The 17258-nt window shown below is 72.9% G+C and carries 23 protein-coding genes; 11 read left to right on the forward strand and 12 right to left on the reverse strand.

Annotated features, from left to right (window positions below):
• Positions 1-119 precede the first annotated feature (119 nt).
• Positions 120-1364 (forward strand): M14 family zinc carboxypeptidase, encoded by a 1245-nt coding sequence (locus ABTX81_RS30710; protein WP_350552364.1) that lies wholly within the window; start codon positions 120-122, stop codon positions 1362-1364.
• A 44-nt stretch (positions 1365-1408) separates the two neighbouring features.
• Here the strand turns inward: ABTX81_RS30710 and ABTX81_RS30715 are convergent, their stop codons facing one another.
• From ABTX81_RS30715 to ABTX81_RS30725, 3 genes are all read right to left on the reverse strand, one after another.
• Positions 1409-1975, reverse strand: a complete 567-nt coding sequence (locus ABTX81_RS30715; RefSeq protein ID WP_350552366.1) for a hypothetical protein — start codon at positions 1973-1975, stop codon at positions 1409-1411.
• Entirely contained in the window at positions 1972-3126 is a 1155-nt protein-coding gene (locus tag ABTX81_RS30720) for a helix-turn-helix transcriptional regulator (protein WP_350552368.1), read from the reverse strand. Before ABTX81_RS30720 ends, ABTX81_RS30715 begins: the two co-directional genes overlap by 4 nt.
• Before the next feature lie 331 nt (positions 3127-3457).
• Positions 3458-4027 carry an ATP-binding protein gene (locus ABTX81_RS30725; RefSeq protein ID WP_350552370.1) on the reverse strand — a complete coding sequence of 190 codons (570 nt, stop codon included), beginning with the start codon at positions 4025-4027 and terminating at the stop codon, positions 3458-3460.
• Positions 4028-4289: 262 nt separating this feature from the next.
• On the opposite strand from ABTX81_RS30725, the gene ABTX81_RS30730 reads away from it, so the two are divergent.
• Positions 4290-5660, forward strand: coding sequence for an NsdA family TPR-like regulatory protein (locus tag ABTX81_RS30730; RefSeq protein WP_350552372.1), 1371 nt, complete (start codon positions 4290-4292; stop codon positions 5658-5660).
• 44 nt (positions 5661-5704) lie between these two features.
• Positions 5705-6223 carry a hypothetical protein gene (locus ABTX81_RS30735; protein WP_350552375.1) on the forward strand — a complete coding sequence of 173 codons (519 nt, stop codon included), beginning with the start codon at positions 5705-5707 and terminating at the stop codon, positions 6221-6223.
• A 7-nt stretch (positions 6224-6230) separates the two neighbouring features.
• Here the strand turns inward: ABTX81_RS30735 and ABTX81_RS30740 are convergent, their stop codons facing one another.
• From ABTX81_RS30740 to ABTX81_RS30765, 6 genes are all read right to left on the reverse strand, one after another.
• Entirely contained in the window at positions 6231-6749 is a 519-nt protein-coding gene (locus tag ABTX81_RS30740; protein ID WP_350552378.1) for a hypothetical protein, read from the reverse strand.
• Positions 6746-7369, reverse strand: coding sequence for a hypothetical protein (locus ABTX81_RS30745; RefSeq protein ID WP_350552380.1), 624 nt, complete (start codon positions 7367-7369; stop codon positions 6746-6748). The genes ABTX81_RS30740 and ABTX81_RS30745 overlap by 4 nt, the downstream gene beginning before the upstream one ends.
• Positions 7366-7572 carry a hypothetical protein gene (locus tag ABTX81_RS30750; RefSeq protein WP_350552383.1) on the reverse strand — a complete coding sequence of 69 codons (207 nt, stop codon included), beginning with the start codon at positions 7570-7572 and terminating at the stop codon, positions 7366-7368. The genes ABTX81_RS30745 and ABTX81_RS30750 overlap by 4 nt, the downstream gene beginning before the upstream one ends.
• On the reverse strand, positions 7569-8078 hold the full coding sequence (locus tag ABTX81_RS30755; protein WP_350552386.1) for a hypothetical protein: 510 nt from the start codon (positions 8076-8078) through the stop codon (positions 7569-7571). Before ABTX81_RS30755 ends, ABTX81_RS30750 begins: the two co-directional genes overlap by 4 nt.
• 91 nt (positions 8079-8169) lie before the next feature.
• On the reverse strand, positions 8170-8361 hold the full coding sequence (locus ABTX81_RS30760; RefSeq protein WP_350552388.1) for a hypothetical protein: 192 nt from the start codon (positions 8359-8361) through the stop codon (positions 8170-8172).
• 94 nt (positions 8362-8455) lie between these two features.
• Complete coding sequence (locus ABTX81_RS30765) at positions 8456-8896, reverse strand: hypothetical protein (protein WP_350552391.1); 441 nt, start codon at positions 8894-8896, stop codon at positions 8456-8458.
• A 105-nt stretch (positions 8897-9001) separates the two neighbouring features.
• Here ABTX81_RS30765 and ABTX81_RS30770 point away from each other — a divergent pair, with 105 nt between their 5' ends.
• From ABTX81_RS30770 to ABTX81_RS30790, 5 genes are all read left to right on the forward strand, one after another.
• Entirely contained in the window at positions 9002-9580 is a 579-nt protein-coding gene (locus tag ABTX81_RS30770) for a hypothetical protein (RefSeq protein WP_350552393.1), read from the forward strand.
• Positions 9581-9640: 60 nt separating this feature from the next.
• Complete coding sequence (locus ABTX81_RS30775) at positions 9641-9949, forward strand: hypothetical protein (RefSeq protein ID WP_350552396.1); 309 nt, start codon at positions 9641-9643, stop codon at positions 9947-9949.
• A gap of 168 nt (positions 9950-10117) precedes the next feature.
• Entirely contained in the window at positions 10118-10489 is a 372-nt protein-coding gene (locus ABTX81_RS30780; RefSeq protein ID WP_350552399.1) for a hypothetical protein, read from the forward strand.
• A 23-nt stretch (positions 10490-10512) separates the two neighbouring features.
• Positions 10513-11238, forward strand: coding sequence for a hypothetical protein (locus ABTX81_RS30785; RefSeq protein WP_350552402.1), 726 nt, complete (start codon positions 10513-10515; stop codon positions 11236-11238).
• Entirely contained in the window at positions 11235-12395 is a 1161-nt protein-coding gene (locus tag ABTX81_RS30790) for a site-specific integrase (RefSeq protein ID WP_350552404.1), read from the forward strand. The genes ABTX81_RS30785 and ABTX81_RS30790 overlap by 4 nt, the downstream gene beginning before the upstream one ends.
• Positions 12396-12848: 453 nt before the next feature.
• Here the strand turns inward: ABTX81_RS30790 and ABTX81_RS30795 are convergent, their stop codons facing one another.
• On the reverse strand, positions 12849-13154 hold the full coding sequence (locus ABTX81_RS30795; RefSeq protein WP_350552407.1) for a hypothetical protein: 306 nt from the start codon (positions 13152-13154) through the stop codon (positions 12849-12851).
• 185 nt (positions 13155-13339) lie between these two features.
• On the opposite strand from ABTX81_RS30795, the gene ABTX81_RS30800 reads away from it, so the two are divergent.
• Both ABTX81_RS30800 and ABTX81_RS30805 read left to right on the forward strand, forming a co-directional pair.
• Positions 13340-13483, forward strand: coding sequence for a hypothetical protein (locus ABTX81_RS30800; RefSeq protein ID WP_350552409.1), 144 nt, complete (start codon positions 13340-13342; stop codon positions 13481-13483).
• Positions 13484-13485: 2 nt separating this feature from the next.
• A complete protein-coding gene (locus ABTX81_RS30805; RefSeq protein ID WP_350552412.1) occupies positions 13486-14640 on the forward strand; it encodes a methyltransferase domain-containing protein in 1155 nt (384 codons plus the stop codon).
• Here ABTX81_RS30805 and ABTX81_RS30810 read toward each other — a convergent pair.
• Positions 14610-15146, reverse strand: coding sequence for a hypothetical protein (locus tag ABTX81_RS30810; RefSeq protein ID WP_350552415.1), 537 nt, complete (start codon positions 15144-15146; stop codon positions 14610-14612). The two genes, ABTX81_RS30805 and ABTX81_RS30810, sit on opposite strands and share 31 nt — an antisense overlap.
• Before the next feature lie 293 nt (positions 15147-15439).
• Between ABTX81_RS30810 and ABTX81_RS30815 the strand changes: the two genes are divergently transcribed.
• Positions 15440-16423 carry a hypothetical protein gene (locus ABTX81_RS30815; RefSeq protein WP_350552418.1) on the forward strand — a complete coding sequence of 328 codons (984 nt, stop codon included), beginning with the start codon at positions 15440-15442 and terminating at the stop codon, positions 16421-16423.
• 272 nt (positions 16424-16695) lie between these two features.
• On the opposite strand, the gene ABTX81_RS30820 is transcribed toward ABTX81_RS30815, so the two are convergent.
• On the reverse strand, positions 16696-17106 hold the full coding sequence (locus ABTX81_RS30820; RefSeq protein ID WP_350552420.1) for a hypothetical protein: 411 nt from the start codon (positions 17104-17106) through the stop codon (positions 16696-16698).
• Positions 17107-17258: the final 152 nt, after the last annotated feature.

The following is a 17258-nucleotide window of genomic DNA, read 5'->3' on the forward strand; positions in this document are numbered from 1 at the left end:
TTCTTGCAGAACGGCGGAAATTTTCTTGCGGGCATTTTTTGGGCATTGCGAATAGCGCTTCCGCGTTTTGCGGAGCGTTTTTCAGGTCGGCTGGAATGGGAGGGAATATGTTCGGTCTGGTGGGTCCTTCGGAGCGGGTGCCGATGGCGGACGAGGCGGTCATGGAGCTGTACGCGCTGGAGCGCCAGCGTCCGGACCTGTGCCGTGTGCGACGTATCGGCAGGTCACGGCAGGGGCGGGACATGGAGGTGCTGTCGGTGGGCACCGGGCGGCGGGCCGCGCTGGTGGTCGGCGGGGCGCACCCCAACGAGCCGGTCGGGTATGCCACCGTTCGGTGCCTGGCGCAGCTGGTGGTGGAGAACGACACTTTGCGCAGGGACTGGTCGTGGCATTTCCTGCCGTGCACGGACCCGGACGGCGCGGCCCTCAACAGCGGCTGGGCGGGCCGTCCGCTGACCCTGCTGGAGCAGCACCGGCATTTCTTCCGCCCGGCGCTCGCCGAGCAGCCGGAGTGGACGTTCCCGGTGCGATGGAAGGGGCGGGTGCACCGGTTCGGCCTGCCGGAGAACGACGCGCTCGCCGGCCTGGTCGACGAGCTGAAGCCGGCATTGGTGGTGTCCCTGCACAACGCGGACTTCGGGGCGCCGTTCCACATCGTCGACCGGGAGGTGCCGGGGCTGGCCGAGTGCCTGGAGCTGAACGTGCGCCGGCACGGCTTGCCCGGTGGCGGGTGGACGACCGACGTCGAAGGCTGGGCCAGCCTGGGGCCCGGGGTGTACGTCATGCCGCGGGTGGAGGAGCTGGTCGTTCGCGACCACCAGGACGTGCCGGCGCACGGGGCGCACCTGGCGCACTACGCGGCCCGGTACGGCGCGGTGACCCTGCTGCCGGAGGTCCCTCTCTACCAGGTCCGGGCCCGCTTCGACGCCGCCCCCGGCGAGGTGCTGTTGGGCGTCGCGGACCGGCTGGAGGAGTCGATCGCCCTGGTGCGGGCGGTGGCCGCAGCGGCTCCCCGCAGTCCCGGAGGGCTGTTCGGGCGCGCCTTCGCGGACACCGTGGCGATCGCCGAGCACGTCGTGCGGTCGTGGCGGCAGCAGGCCGGGCAGGACGGCGGGCTGCTGACCGCCTCGGCGGTCGCCGAGGCGCACTTCACCCGGGTGCAGCTGGCGTTGCGCGCGGCCGGCATGCTCGCCCGCGCCCTGGAGGAGCAGGGGGAGCGGCACGAGGGGTGGAAGGCCGGGCAGCTGCTGGAGACCTGGGCGGCGGAGGCCGAGAACGAACTGCGGGTGGTGCCGTACCCGCTGCAGCAGCTCGTTGCGGTCCAGGCCGGTGCCGCCCTCGCGGCCGCCGCGGTGCTCGGGTAGGACGGCGTGCTCCCGCCCGGCGCCGGGCGGGAGCTGTTCGGCGCTCACCAGCCGGCCTTCGAGCCGGAGTGCCAGCAGCGGCAGGGGTGCCACGGCCGCAGCAGCCGCATGCCGTGCAGGAGGTAGACGGCCCGGGCCCGGGGCGCCGCGCCACCGGCGCCGATCGCCTGGTAGAAGGTGCCCAGCCACTGGCGCAGGCTGGCCGGCTGCAGGGGGCTGCGGAGCCTCTGCGCGGCTTCGCCGAGGGTGGCGCCGCCGGCGACGAGCTGCATGGCGTCGAGGTCGCGCGCACGGACCCGGTCGGCCTGGTCACGCAGGTCCGGCGGGTCCAGGAGGCCGGTACGGCAGCCGAGGTCGACCGCCTGCGCGCGGGAGGTTGCCCCGGTCAGGGAGAGCACCCGGGCGACCTGGCGGCTGCCGCTGGAGGCCCCCTTGCCGAAGCGCGCGCCGATCTCCCGGTCCGACCTGCCCTCCGCCATGAGGACGAGCGAGTCGTGGTCGTCCAGGCGCATGGAGAAGCCGCGGCCGCAGCGCCGGCAGGGATCGGAGGAGATGAACAGGCCGTGGCCGCACTGGGGGCAGGGCCTGTCGAACAGCAGATGCCGGCTCATGCCGGTGCCGCCGTCTCCCCGGCCGGTGCGCACGGGCAGGGGTGGCTGTCGGGCAGGATGTCGCCGAGGGCGTGCAGGAGGTAGACGGCCTGGGGGTTCAGGTGGCCGTCGGTGATGCCGAGGCGCCGGTTGATGGTGGCCAGCCGGGCGCCCATGCCGCCGTTCGTCAGCTGCACGGATGCCGCCGCGCCCCGGGTGTCCCAGCCGTCGGCGATCCGGATGAGCGCGTCCCTGTCGCGCTGGTCGCTCACCGCCAGCGGCGCCGGAAGGGGTTCGGGCAGGGGGAGGAGGCGGTAGCGCCACCCGACGCTGACGAGCTGGGACCGGTGGGCGGCACCCAGCTTCTTGCGGAGGCTCCTGACACGGTCACCGCCGGAGATCTTGGTGCCGAAGTGCGCGTCGATCTCCGCGTTCGTCCGGCCCCGGGCCACCATGGTCAGCACCTGGTGCTCCTCGGTGGTCAACCGGATGCGGGAGTCGCACCGCGGGCACGGCGCGCCCTGCACGGCGGTCTTGGCCTCTTCGGTCCGGTGGAATGCCTCTTCGGTCAGCCGGACGAGTTCGTCCGGCGAGGGCAGCGGCTCGTCGGGGGTGCACGGGCAGGCGAGGCTCGTGGGCAGGGCCTGCGCGCTGTGCAGCAGGCGGAGCACATGCCTGAACGGAGGCCGGCCGCTGGGAAGCCCCAGGATCCGGTTGACCTGCCGTAGAGCCGTCGTGAGATCCCTGGGGCTGATCCCCAGAATCGTCACGGTCTGCGAGCGGGTGGCGCCGCGGGCGAGGCAGACCACCACGTACGCCTGCAGCGGCGTCAGCGGGGCGGGCAGGCGCGTGTCCGGCTGGAGCTCCACCAGGCCGGCGCGGCACCCGATGTCGACCGCGTGCACGCGGTTGCGGGCGTCCAGGCGAGCCAGGAGCACCGCGGTCTGCTCGTGGACCTGATACCTGGTGAGCGGTGGTACGTGGCGCTGGCCGATCTCGTGGATGGCCAGGCCGTGGGCGTTGTAGGTCAGCAGCGTGTGCTGTGCCGGGGTGAGGTTCAGGCGGTTCCGGCACAGCGGGCACGGGGTACCCGGCCCGGCGGGTCCGCTGGCGGCCCGCTGAGCGGCCTCGGCGGGTGGCCGCTCGGTCTGGGCGTCATCGTGGGTGGTCACGGTTTCGGGTGGCCGTTCGTCGTCGCGATGGTGGACTGAACGTGGGGGTGCCGGCGGGGGCCTGCACGAAAGGCCCCCGCCGGCGGGTTGTCCGCCCGTCTTCCCCGGCGGGCTGGACAGGTGCCGGTTCGCGAAGCCGGCACCGAGGGCCGGCCCTTGCCCCCGGAGGCCGGAGGGGTGCGGGCCGCAGCGGTGAGCTTGACGGTGGGGTGCGCTGCTCTCCCGCTGTCCCCGCCCGTACGCGGCAGCGCGGGGCGAGGACGTTGGTTCCCCGGTGGCGGGAGCAGCGTGCGCTGCTGGTCCCGCCACCCGGGTGATCGAGTGGCCGGTGCTAAGCGGCCGAGGTGGGGCGCAGCCGGGCCAGGCCCCGGTGGTGCGGCGGTATCGCCTCGGGCTGGTCGGGGACGCGACGGGGCCTGGGCCCCAGGCCGTGGGCGCGCAGAACGGCCTGGGGGACCTCGACGTTCGCCAGCGCGGCCTCGATGGACGGGCGGGCGGCGGGCTCCTCCTGGAGCAGCGTGAACCACACCGTCTTGCCGCCGTCGGGCTCGGGGTACCAGCCCGAGTTGGTGGCGAGGCGGCGGACGATGTCGAGGCCGCGGCCATGTTCGTCGCACTGGCCAGCGGTCTCCAAGTGCGGCATGGTGCGGCTCTGGTCGGTCACCAAAACCTTCAGCATGCCGCCCGGCAGCGCGCTCCACACGATCCGCAGCTCGCCGCCGGCCTCCGGGCTGCCGTGCAAGATCGCGTTGGTCACCACCTCGGACACCAGCAGCTTGGCCGTCTCAACCAGGTCCTCGGGGAAGGCCAGACGAAGTTCGGTGAGGGCACGTTCGGTATCCCGGCGGATCGCTCCGACGTTGCTCCTGTCGGCTGCGGTGGTGGTGGTGACGGACGGCATGACACTCCTCGGCGTGGGACTTGGTGCGCTGCTCTCAGGGGTGGTGTGGTGAGGACTCAGCGCGCCACGGAGGCAAGGGCCGGGCGGGGTGGGAGGTGCCCGCCTTGTAGTCCAATCAGACTTGCCCACAAGTCCTGTGACGGTCCGTTGGGTACTTCTCCGTGGCGCACAGGCAGTTCAACACCGCAGGTACATCTCTCGGTACAGTCAGCACCACGGAAAGTGGTTTTCCCGGTTTTCAGCCGAGCACGGGGTGGGACTCATGACGGCATCCACGCAGCCCAAGACCGCACTGCAGCGCTTCATCTCCGAGCACAGCCTGATGCTCGATGCCGTGGCCCGGGCCCACTGCCAGCAGGCCGCCATCAACGGCGATCCGGACATCCGGACGACGAAGTCGACCGTGGCGAACTGGTGCAGCGGCCGGCGCCCGAAGGGGCGCTCCGCAGAGTTTCTGGCTCAGGCGCTCGCTCAGCTCACCGGGCAGGTAGTCACACTGGAGGAGATCGGGTACGGCAGCCAGCCGCAGGATGTCCCCGTGCTGGCGGCGGATCCGATCGCCGCGACCACCGACCTGGGGAGAACCCTGATGGACACCAGCCGCCGCACCTTCCTGCAACGCGCCGTCTACGTCTCCGCCGCTGCCGCGCTTCCCCTGGGCTACGACCATGAGGCCGTCGCCCGGACCCTGCGCGCCAACGAGGGGCGGTCCCGGGTCGGCCGCGCCGACATCGCAGCCGTACGACAGACAGTTCGCGCGTTCCGCGCCGCCGACGAACAGCTCGGCGGCGGGCACGGCCTGACGGCCGCGACCTTCTACCTCACCGACGCTGCGATTCCTCTCCTGCGCGGCCACTTCAGCGACGACACGGTGCGCCGGGACGCCTACGGTGTCACGGCCGAACTCGCCTACCTGCTCGCCTGGAAGCACCACGACCTCGGCCAGGAAGGCGCTGCTCAGCGCTACTACCTGCTCGGCTACCAACTGGCCTGCGAATCCGACTACCACGGGCACGGCGCATGGATGCTCCGTGCCCTCGCCCACCAGGCACTGAACCTCAAGCAGCCCGAGTTCTGCGTCGACCTCGCCGAGGAGTCCCTGCGCCGCTCGGCCGGCCGCATCGACCAGCAGACCCGGGCCCTGCTGCTCATCACCAGTGCCCGTGCCTACGGAGCGACTCGCCAGGGCAGCAAGGCCTCGGCCGCGCTGCTCGCCGCCGAGGATGCCCTCGGCCGGACCGGCGACCCCGTGGCGGGCTACGCGCTCGCCGTCGGGCCGGTGGCCGCAACCATCAGCTCGCACACGGGGAAGACGTTGACCGAACTCGGCGACCACGCGGGCGCCGAGCGCAACCGCCGGGCCGAGCTGTCCGGCCGGGACCCGGAGGAGTTCCGACGGGTCCATGCGCTGAGCACCCACGAACTGGCCAGGACGCTGGACCGCCAGGGCCGCATGGACGAAGCGGTCGCAACATGGGACCAGGCGCTGGACCTGATGGACGGAGTCAGCTCGGCCCGGAACACCGAGTCCATCAAGACCATCTCCAAGACGATGGCCGGATACCGGACCCGTGGTGTTCGTGGAGCCGGTGCCCTCGCCGAGAAGGCCCGAACGGCACTGCTCGTGGCCTGACCGATGGTGTCCTGGAAGTCGGGCTCCCGGGCTACGCTGCCGGGATGACGGTCGAACAGGACAGCACGATCCACATCGACGCGACCGAGGACTCGGAAACCGGCCGCCCGGAATGCATTGTGGCGTGGGGTGGTTGGGCGGGGACCTTCCCGCTGGAGAAGATCCGCAGCACCGCCGAGGCGCTGTTCGCCGCGGCGGCGGCCGCCGAGTGCGACGCCGCGCTCATCGCCGAGCTGCGCGCCGGGCTCCAGCTGCCGGACGAGGTGATCGGCGTGATGCTCGGGAAGGTACGCGAACGCCGGCCCCTGCCCGCAGGAACGTTCCTGCGGATCGAGGCCGGCGTCAGTGCTTCGACCGGACTGCCGTTCGTGAAGGTCCGCCAGGGCAGCAACGCGGGCCAGCTCTCCCCTGACGAGGCCAAGGCGATGGGCCGCCAGTGGCTGGCGAGCGCCGAGGCCGCCGAGCACGACGCCATCACCCGGTACGTCCTGCGCGACTCCGGCCGGAACCCGGTGGAGGTGGAGGACTTCTTCCGCGCGATGGCGGCGCTGCGCCGCGGCTGACCGGGCCCTACCTGGTCCGGCTGAGCAGGGCGGGGCCGACGCCAAGCCAGCGCGGCACCACCGGGTTCCGGGCGATCTCCTCTTGCCCCTTCTCCAGGGCCACGTAGTGGATGAGGCGGCGGATGCCCGCGCGCTCGCTCTCGGGCGCCCGGACGCCGGCGGTGACGTCGGCCTGGATCGGGCGCAGCCGGTGGGTCTGGATCCGGACCTGGCCGTTCTGGGAGTCGGTCAGGTGCCGGTTGGCGATGTGGAAGTTGTCGGCGCAGTCGAGGCCGGCGGCGAGGGCGGCCTGGTCGATGCAGTTGCCGAGTTCCTCGCCGCCCTCGGTCCAGCGGTAGTAGACCCGGGCGCCGCCGTCGGGCTGGCGCACGCTGATCCACAGGAACAGCTCGGGCTCCAGGAGCAGGGGAAGGTCGTCGACGAAGGCCTGTTCGGCCGGCCGCGGGTCGTTGTCGAGGCCGGACAGCAGCAGGAACGCCTCGTACTGAAGCTGCTGGTCCGGGGTGAGGCCGAGGTCGAGGGTCACCGGGTCTCCTGCAGCGTGTTGAGGACGAGGGCGGCCAGGCGCTCGCCGGTGTCGAGGTCGGTGGCGGTCGCGGTGCAGGGACCGGGGACGAAGAAGTCGAGGGTGGCGAGGCCGTCGGGGGCGACGTGCCGGAGCCAACGGCTCCAGCGGTCCGGGTCGTCCGGGGGCCCGCCGAAGGAGCCGATGTTCCAGGGGTAGACGACCACGTCGCGCATCCACAGCTCGATGCCGCTGTCCTGGTCGGTGGCCTCGATGCGGACGGTCTGGGAGGGGACGCCGGTCAGGTTGCGGAACACGACCTGGCCGGCGTCGAACTCGAGCATCCCGTAGGGCCTCGGGTCCGCCTGCGGGTTGTGGCCGGGCTGGCCGGTGACGGCGTTCAGGTAGATCCGGGAGCGCTCGTCGCCCCAGAACTGGGCGTCGGGGAGGGTGCGGCCGTCGGCGAGCTCCATGGTGCTGAGGGCAACGTCGGCGAGCCGGGTCGGCTGCGGGGCGAGGCGCTCGCGCAGGGCCTGCTCGGCGGAGCGCTGGGTGGGCCACCACTCCAGCCAAGTGTGCTGGTCGATCGGCTCGGTGTCGGCCGGGACGGGCCACCAGCGGCCCCACACGCGCGCGCTCACCGCTGGCCCGCCCTCTGGATCGCGTCGGCGAGGTCGCCGGCGAGGTCGCTGAAGGACATGACCTCGACTCCCCCGTCGTCCGCGCGCTCGCGGTCGATCGTCTCCAGCGCTTCCTCGATCACTTCGACCAGGCGGTCGCGGTCCACGTGCTGCTCCTCGTCGGCGGGTTGGGACGGGGCGGGCCCGTCCGGGTGGGTGGTCACTGCCTGGTGGCCTTGGCGGGACGGCCGGGGGTGCGCTGGGCGGCGTAGCGCTCGACGTGCTCAACGACGAAGTACGGGCGGTCGTCGATGGTGGTGGCGACGGGGACGTGGCGCTGGAACTCCGGGGAGGTGACGCGCTTGCGGGCCCCGGCGCCGCTGATGCCGAGGATCCGGGCGACGCCGGGGATGTCGGTCAGCGGCGGGATGGTGGGGAGGTGGTTGCGGCGGTTGAGTTCGGCGCTGGTCATGATCTCGATCCCGGCGAGGGCGGCCGAGCCGTGGACGGTGCGCAGGGCGGTGCCGACGGTCTCCAGGGCGGTGGTGCAGGCCTGTTCGACGGTGGGGGCGGTGATGGTGATGAGCACGCCGATGTTGCCGTTGGGGGCGGTCGTCAGGGCGGGGTGGTGGTCGGCGAGCTGGTCGAGCAGGGCGTCGTGGACGTCGTCGTTGTCGGGGAGGGTGGTGTCGTACTCGACGTAGACGCTCCAGTCGGTGGTGGGGGGCATGCGGGTTGCTCCTCGGGTTGGTTGGTGCGGTGGGGTGTCGGTGTACCGGTGGTGGGCCGGGGGCGCCCGGCGGGCGCCCCCGGAGGGCGGGTTAGGGCTTGAATCCCGCGCGCTTCAGGGACGCGAGGAGATTGGCCATCGCTCGGGGGTCGCTGGGGGTGCTTCCGAAGTGGGCGACTCGGCGGCCATCCTTTCGGACGACGTGGTGGTTGTTCTTGGTGGCCTGCACCTCGAATCCCTGGGCGGTGAGCTTCTTGACCAGAACCCGCAGATCCTTGCGCATCGTATCCCCTCCGGTTGCGTTCCGACAACCATTATGATGCCAAAATGGTTTCGCTAACGCAACCCTTTCTCGGGGGTAACTTACGCACCACCCGTCACCGCTCTCCGTCCAACCGGTCGAGCGCGGCCCGGAACACAGGGAGCGGGTCCGTGTCCTCGCCCATCCCGGGCATCTCCAGGCGCACCAGCGTGCCACCGACGGTGACGCTCTCCACCGGCACCGGAATGCCGGCCGCCCAGTACCCGGCCGCCGCACCCTCACGCACCCGGGCCCCGAACGAGCCCGTACAGCCCCGCAGGCTCCTCCCGCCCTCCCCGCGCAGCGTCTCCGCCGAGCACGCTCCTCCGCCCTCGACGACCTGGCGCAGGATCTGCTGCGCCCGGGGAGGCAGCAACCGAAAGTAGGTCCGCGCCCGCTCCGTCGTCCAGCGGTCGGCCGGCTCCGCCGCGACCCGGGCGGCCGGCAGAGCCGCGAAGGCGCGCACCAGCTCCAGCGCTGCGGGGGTGGGATCGTCAACGGTGATCGTGATTCGCATGGCCGGGACCCTGCCACTCTCCGGCCCATGAACACAAAAAACCACGGTAAACGGGTGATAGACGGCCTCACACAGGGTGTCCGCCGCCAGGGCTACCCTGACGGCGTGACCACCCTGCCGACCGACTGGGCGCCCCCTCCCCTCACCACCGACCGCCTCACCGTCACCGACGTCCGGATGCTCGCCAGGTTCGTGACCCGCCGCACCCGGGAGGCCGCCGGTGCGCCGGGGGCCGGCGAGGAGGTGCGGCGGGCCGCGGCCGCCGATGTCGTGGCGGTCGCGCGCCTGCGGAAGGAGCTCCTCCTGCTGCTGCACGAGCGGGACCGGGCCGCCGGCGCAACAGCGGCCGAGCGCTGCGGGTGCGTCATCGCCGCGGCGTGGGAGGCCCTCGCCACGATGGCCGGCCCGTGGTCGCACCGGCCGGACTGGGACGCCCTGTGGAACTCCCCGAGCACCATCACCGTGCCGGGGCGCCGGCCGCGATCCCGCACCGCCGCCCTGGAGGCGATCCGGGACGGTGCCGCACCACAGCTGACCACCCAGGGCCCGGCCGCGTACGAGCAGGAGTGGCTGCTGTGGCGGGCGCTGCGCCGCGACGACCGGCTGACCGACGCGGAACTCGCCGCCCGGCTCGCGACGTTCGAGAGCGCGTTGCAGAAGTACCGGACTGTGCGCCCCGCCTGAACGGGTGAACCCCGTACGCTGTGCTCCAGACCGCCGGCGGCCTGGCCGTACGCTCCCTCCATGACGACCGAACAGCAGGCGCTCGCACTCCCGACCGAGGACGAGGTACGGGCGCTGAGCGCTTTCGTCTACCGCCGTACCGCAGAGGGCCATTACCGGGGGGACCGTGCGTCCTCGGCGGTGCACAACGCCGCGCTCACGCTGACGGTCTCGCTGTTGGCCTGTCTGAAGGACGATCCGGATCCGGCGTCGGAGTGCTGGCACACCGGGTGGGACGGGCTGGTGGAGCTGGCTGCGCCGTGGCGCGACACCCCGGGCTACTTGCCGGCCTGGGCGAGGTTCGCGAACGGCGCGCCCGTCCCCTCGTGACGTTTGTACCATGGTTCGTGTTGCGTCCTCTAACAGTATTTAGAGGACGCAACACGAAGGTTGGTACAGATATCCTGTGCTCCACGGGCCGTCAGCACCCCTCCCTACGCTGGACCCGTCCGCCGCACCCGGCCCGGGCCGGCGGAACCGCACCGGAAGGGGAAGACCGTGTACATCACCCTGGACGAGATCAACGCCGTTCACGACTTCGTCACCGCCCGCCTGGTGGAGCAGTCGCGGGCCCTGGCCAAGGTGCTGGGCGAGGAGCACCCCGCCCTCGACCTGGCCCGCGCCCTGGAGGCCGCCACCCGGGAGGCCCGCGCCGGCGCCGTCTGCCTGCCTCTGCGGGGCAAGGAAACGTCGTTCACCGGCGAGGGCATGAACATCGGTGCGGGCGGCACCGGCTGGAATACCCTGGCCGCCGCAGCTCGCACCTGGCGCGACCACCCCGACTACCCGGCCACCGCCGACCGCGACTTCCACAACATCCTGCACGCCGAGCTCCAGGCCACCGTCGACCAGGCGAAGGGACAGCGGTGAGCGCCCGGACCCGCACTCTCGGCATGGCCGACACCCCACCGTCCCTGATCGTGCACGAGGCCACGGTCGGTGCCGCCGCCCACGTGCTGGCCGCGCGCGGCGGTACCGCCGGCCTGGCCGAGAACGTCCGGGACAGGCTCCGCTTCCTCCCGTGCACCCCGAACCACGAGACGATCGAGGTCACGACCACGACGGCGGACAACGGGGCCGTCCAGGCGACCGCCCGGGTGGAGTGCGCCGACCGGAGCTGTGTGTTCAAGCAGGAAGTCCAGGTGCAGCGCGAGGTCCTGACGACCATGCTGGACGAGACCCGGGAGATCGTGACAGAAGCGGCCGAGCACGCGCTGCTGCACACCTACGGTGGCGACCGGGAAGCGGCGTGGGCCGAGTACCGGCAGACGCTCCAGCGGGCGCTCGGCGGGCTGCGGGACGCGCTGGAGCCGTACACCGCCGAGCTGGCGGCCGCCCCGGCCCGATCGCCGTCCGTCCGGCACTCATTCGAGCTGCGCCCCAAGACTGGTGTCTTGCGCCTGGAGTACTCGGGCTTCGACGAGCTGGGGCAGGCACTGGATCAGGGCCTGAAGGCCGCCGCTTCGCTGTGCGGGTTGCAGGCCTGCTGCACCGACAGCGTCGGCCCCATCGTTGAGACCTCCCTCAGTGAGGATGCCACCCTCAGCCACCACGTGGGCTACGCCAGTATCTCGGTGAGCTGCACCGATCCCCGGTGCATCGCTCAGGCAGACCAGTGAACGGTGACCGGCTGCCGGTGCTGGCGGACGAGGAGGTGGTCGACGCCGAACTCGTCGAGGACGACGACCAGGCGCTCGTGCAGTTCGCGCTGCCCATCTTCGACCCGGAGGAGCCGCTGACGGCCGAGGCGGCGGAGGACCTGGGGGACGCCCGGCCGGAGCGCACCACCAGCACGTACGACGAGCAGTGGCTGTACTTCGAGCGCTGGTGCGCGCGGGAGGGCCGGCGGCCGGGGCCGCGGACGGCGGAGACGACGATGGTCTCCTACATCTCCCACCTGCGTCGGCACGGCGGCCGGGACGGGACCGGGGCGCCGGTCAGCTCGCTGCGTCTGGCGATGGCGGCGATCCGGGACCGCAACGCGGACGCGGGGTTCCCGAAGTGGCCGCCGACGCGGGCGGCGAACGCGCTGATCCGCAAGCAGGCCGCGCGGTTCGCGCAGGAGAAGCGCACCCCGAAGTCGTCGCCGCCGATCGACCGCGCCCGGGTTGGCGAGCTCCAGGCCGGGGCCACGGCCAGCAGCGAGCTCGCCCGCTACCGGGACTTGGTGATCCTGCACCTGGGCTACCGCACCCGGGCCCGCCGCTCCGAGCAGGCCCGGTACCGGATCGACTCAATCGAGTTCGTGCCGCTCGCGGACGGCGGCGAGGTGATGGTCGTCGGAAAGCGCACGTCGAAGAATGACCACTGGAGCACCGGCAAGGAGTACGAGGTGCGCGACCCGGTGGCGATCGCCGTGGTGCGCCGGTACCTGGAGCTGCTCGCCGAGTACGGCCAGGCCGACCCGGAGATGCCGCTGCTGCGCGGCGTCACCGACAACGGCGCGTTGATGCCGGTGCCGGAGTCCGGGATCGGGATGACCGGGCACTCGGTGAACCGGGCGGTGAAGCGGATGGCCGCCCGGACCCCGGGCTTCGACGCGCCGGAGGTGACCAGCCACGGCCTGCGCGCCGGCGTGCCAACGGACCTCGGCGCCCAGGGCTACAGCGCCCCCGAGATCGTGTCCATCACCGGCGACTGGTCGTCCGAGACCCAGGCGGCGAAGTACGCGAAGGGCGGGGCGCGCCGCGGCGGCCGGGGCAGCGAGGGCAAGGCGCAGCAGGCGCTGGACGCCCTGACGATCGCGGCGCCGGACGGCCTCACACTGGGGTCATGACGGAGAGCCTGGCGGGCCGCTACGAGGGCCCGGTGCCGATCGGCGGGGAGCGGTTCGACCACGCGGTGCTGGTCGAGCGCGGAGGTCGACGACGTCCTCGGCAGCGTGCTGCGCCGCGGGTGGGAGGTCGCTCTGGAGACCCGCGCCGCGCCGGGGGGCAGCCTCGCGGGTCGTGGGCCGGCGGTGGCGGTCGAGGTGCCGGGGTGCGGGCGCGGACAGGCGTGGGTCCGCGAGGTGATCGTGCCGGACGTGTTCGACGACCGTCCGTGGGTGGTCGAGCTGGAGGGGGTCGGTCCGTCGCCGTTGGCCGCCGGCGTGGTGCCGGGCGTTCCTGCGGCCGGGGCGGAGGGGGCTGCGGCCGGTGTGGGCGCCGGGAGGTAGGGTGCTCGGCGGTCCCGAGAAGACCAGGCGGGTGGCCCCAGCGCGAACAGTGCGCCGGGGCCACCTGTCGTTCTACTCGCCCACCGGCACGGCGGGCGGCTCCTTGGCCAGGATCTGCGAGACCGCAGGCTGGCTGATGTCCGCCAGCTCGGCGAGCTTCGCCTGGGTCCAGCGCTTGGGGTCCTCCTTGTACAGCCGGTGGATCTCGCGCGCCCTCGCGTCCCTGGCCTTCTCACCCTCGTTGACCTTGTCCGTGAGGCTGACGAGGAACATCCCCGTGGCCATCTCGTTGCCCTCGGGGCTCTGGAAGTACTGGATGGCCTCCCGGCGGCGCTTCTGCTGCGCGTCTTCGGTCTCGGGGTGCTGCTCGGCGCCCATGGTTGCTCCAGGATCTCATAAGTGACTTCTACAAGGTACTTATATCTCATGGCGCTGCCGCGCGCAAAGACCCGGCGTACGGAGCCCGGGCGCGCCCCGTACGCGCCCCTGCGCCCTCTACCGTCGCGCGGGTCGGACGGTCAGGATGGTCGGGTTCGTCATCCCGTACACGAGAGGGGACTGCGGTGACGCAGCCGATCCGCGGTGATCACGAGAAGCCGGCGGAGGATCTGGGCAAGGGTGTTCCGCCGCCCGGGAACGCGGACGGGAAGGTGCCGAAGCCCGATCCGGGCAGCGATGGGAAGCACCGCAAGCCGAAGGGCGGCTGACCATGGTTGAGGACCGGCGTGCCGCCCTCGATGAGGTGATGGAGGCGCGCGGGGACTGGCCGGAGCGCTCGCCGTGGCTGCGCGAGGCCGTGGCCGCGCTGCCTCGGGACCTGTTCGCGCCGGACCGGTTGTGGCGGTGGGACGGGCACGCCTACGTTCCCGTCGACCGGCATGTCGACCCGGACGGCTGGGCCGACGAGCTGTACGCGAGCCAGGACGCGGCCGCCGTTACCCAGGTGTCGGGCGGCCTGCCGTCCTCCAGCCTCTCCGCCCAGGGCATCGTGGTGGACATGCTGGACGCGCTGCTCCTGGAGCCCGGACATCGGGTGTGGGACATCGGCGGCGGGCAGGGCTGGAACGCCGCGCTCGCGGCCTGGCGGGCCGGGTCGGGCCGGGTGGTCTCCACCGAGATCGACCCGGACCTCGCGGCGTTCGCCCGGGAGCGGCTTGCGGCCGCCGGCCTGGACGTGGAGACGCTCACCACGGACGCCACCGTCACCGCCCCCGCTGGCGGGCGCTTCGACCGGGTGATCGCCACGTACGCGGTCGAGCGCGTCCCGTGGACGTGGGTCGAGGCGGCCGGGCCGGGCGGGCGGATCGTGTTCCCGTGGGGCCGGCTCGGGCACGTCGCGCTCACCGTCGCCGCCGACGGCCGCAGCGCGAGCGGTCAGGTGCAGGGTCTGGCGCAGTTCATGGCGGACCGCACCGGCCCGGTGCCGCCGTCGGCCGGCCCGGCGGCGTTCCGGGCGGTGCGCGGCGACGGACCGGCCGAGACCAAGCGGATCATCGACCGCAGTCTCGCCCCGCTCGAAGGGGACTGGGACCTGAAGTTCGCCCTGCGGGTCGCCGTGCCGGACGCGGTGATCACCACCGGCCGCGACGAGGACGGCGTCAACGCCTGGGTCCACGACGGCACGGCGGGGTGGGCGATGTTCTCCGCCACCGGCGACGGTGGGTCCGCGCTGTTCCAGGGCGGTGGGCGACGGATCGGCGACGAGCTGCTGCACGCGTGGGAGCAGTGGGAAGAGCTCGGGAGGCCGGAGCCGTACGACTACGGCATCACGGTCACCCCCGAGCGCCAGTTCGCGTGGCTGAACAGCCCGGACGACGGGCCCCGATGGCCCCTCTACGAAGCGGCGGCCGCGGCTTCGCGCTGAAGGCGGCGGGCGCCCTGGCGGTCCGGCCGAGCGCGCCACCAGGCGCCGAGGCGCCGGTGGGCCTGCCACCAGCGGACGGCGTAGCCGAGTTCGGCCTGGACCAGGGCGAGGTAGGCGGCTGAGGCGTCCCGGTAGGCCTGGAGCTCGGCGTCGCCGTTGTGGGCGGCGTTGGCGGTATCGGCGAGTGTCTCGGCCCGGGTCCGGACTTCGGGGGTGGCGACCAGGCGGACCTCGGTGAGGGACTGGAGGGTCGCACTGGCGGCCGCGAGGTACTCGGTGAGCACCGGGCGGGCCACGTAGAGGGCTGCCCGAAGTCCGTGGCGGCCGGATTCGAGTTGCCAGCCGGAGGCCAGGACGAGCTGGGCGCAGGCCTGGGCGTGGCGCAGGTAGGCGGCGCGGCGTTCTAGCTTGCTGCCGATGGGGGTGTGCCAGGCCGGTCGGGTGGGTTTGACGAGGGCGGCCAGGGTGCGGCCGGCGGCGCCTATCGCGGCGGACTCAACGGACATGGGGGCATCCAACACCCTGTCCCCTCCGGGATGCCGCCGGGGGGCGTGCGGGCGAGGCTGCACGCCGGGCGAAGTGCATCATGCGCCGGCTCCTCAACGCCGGCAGCGCATGGCAGGTTGATCGTTGAGCAACCGCGGAACGGGGATAGCCCCCTGTTTCGGAGCACGGAACCGCCTTCGCCACAGGCAGGTGCTCCCCGACGGCGGCCCGCGTCCCGGCCGCTACCGGGGACCTGGCAGCTGGCGATGGTGAAGGGCAGCGCAGCCTGGGGCGCGGTTGCGTGGGGCTCGGCATGGACGATGACCCGAAGCTGATCGTGCTCAAGCACGTGTTCTTGCTGCTCCTTGATCGGTCGGTGCCGCCGGCGGCCCGGTGGGCGGCCGCCCGGCTGCGCGTCGCCGCGGCCGGGGTGCGGGCGAAGTTGGCCCGCCGCCGATCGGCCGGGGCTACGCTGGAGATCGTGACCGCAACTGCTGTTGAGACCGGCCCCGCCGCCGTCGCCCGGACCGCGTGCCTGGCCCTGATCACGGAGCGGGCCGACGGCCCGGTCGAGCTGCTGCGGGAGGCGCTGGCCTCGGCATGGTGGGCGGGTGAGCGCGACCTCCAGGAGCTCGCGCGGGCGGCGAAGGTCTCGACGTTCGAGGTGCGCGAGCACCTCGGCGCGATCGGCGTGGACGCCGGTGCCGGGACGTATGGGGGGCCGAGGCTGCCGGAGTACCGTCCGGTGCGGGCGGCCGAGGTGCGGGCCCTGGCCGAGGTTGTGCAGCGGGTGCTGTCTCCGGCGGTGCTGTCTACTGATCCGGAGCCGCTGGTCGAGGCGGCATGGCAGCTCGGCATCGCGCTGAACCGGGTCGCCGGCTCCGTGGACCCGAGCCTCTCCGCGGAGGAGATCGCCGAGGCGGCGCAGGACCTCGCGGACCGGATCGTGGACGCCCTCGGGTACGCGCTGCAGGCCCGGGCCGGCCTGCACACGCCCCTGGAGCTGGCCGCCGAGGCGGATCGGGAGAACGTCGACCGTGTCGTCGAGGGTGCGGTCGCGGCCGGCGCCGTGGTGACGGTGACCCTGCCGGTGGGGCACTCGGTCACCGTGACCGTAGCCCACCAGCCGTACGGCCGACCCGACGCCGGGTACTCGACGCTCACCAGCCCCAGCCCCCTCGTCTCCGACAAGGCCCCGTTGGACGGGGCCGAGCACCTGATCCTGCGCACCGCGCTGGGCCTGATCGACCAGGTGGTGACCGCGCGGTTGGCCGAGGACGCGTTCGAGGACCGCTGACCGGGTCGCCGGGGACACCCGTCATCCGATCGGGTGAATCCTGCGGCCACCGGGCCGGACCCGCAGTCGGCTGTGCCAGAGTGGTCCCAGCGCACCACACTCTCCGCCCGGGCGCTCCCGAGCGGCACCATCGCAGTGCAGCGTGGGCCAGGTTGGATACGACCCACTGAACGACCGGCACCGACGCGTGCCTCTCCGCCCCCGAGGGGGCGGCACCTTTCGAAGGCGGCCCCGCACCTGGTGCGGGGCCGCCTCTCGCCGTTCCGGCCCGGCTACGCGCGGCCGGCGCGGCGCTTGGCCTCGGCGAGGGTGCCCTGCATCTCGACCGTGTGCAGGCCCAGGGTCGCCCGGGCCAGGTCCCGGACGGCCGGGTCGGCGGTGGCGGGACCGGCGTAGAGGAGGTGGCAGGCAGTGCAGGTGACGACTGCGGCCTCCTGCGGGCACGGGGCTTCGTTCCCGCAGCCCTCGCGGGGGCAGGTGCTGGTGGTGGTGTCCGGCACGATGTCGGCGGCCTGCGCCCAGTGGAGGTGGCCGCACTCCGAACACCGGACCTCGGCCGGCCGGCCGTCCCAGGCCGGCGAGCCGTCCGGCGCGGCCGGGTAGGAGGCCGAGCCGGGCCGGGCCACCAGGGCGCAGCCGGGGCACCGGAAGTACAGGCGCATGGGGCTGGGCAGGTTCGTCACAGGGTCTCCTGGGCCGGGACGGCCGGCTGCCCGGCGGTGATCGCGGTGAGCTGGTGTTCTGCGGCGTCGAGCTCGGCGCGCAGGGCGGGCAGCAGGGTGCGTGCGGCGGCGGCGGCCGCGGGGGTGGGGTGGGGGTCAGCGAGGACGGCGTC

This window comes from Kitasatospora sp. NPDC097605 (assembly GCF_040302725.1).
GTDB lineage: Bacteria > Actinomycetota > Actinomycetes > Streptomycetales > Streptomycetaceae > Kitasatospora.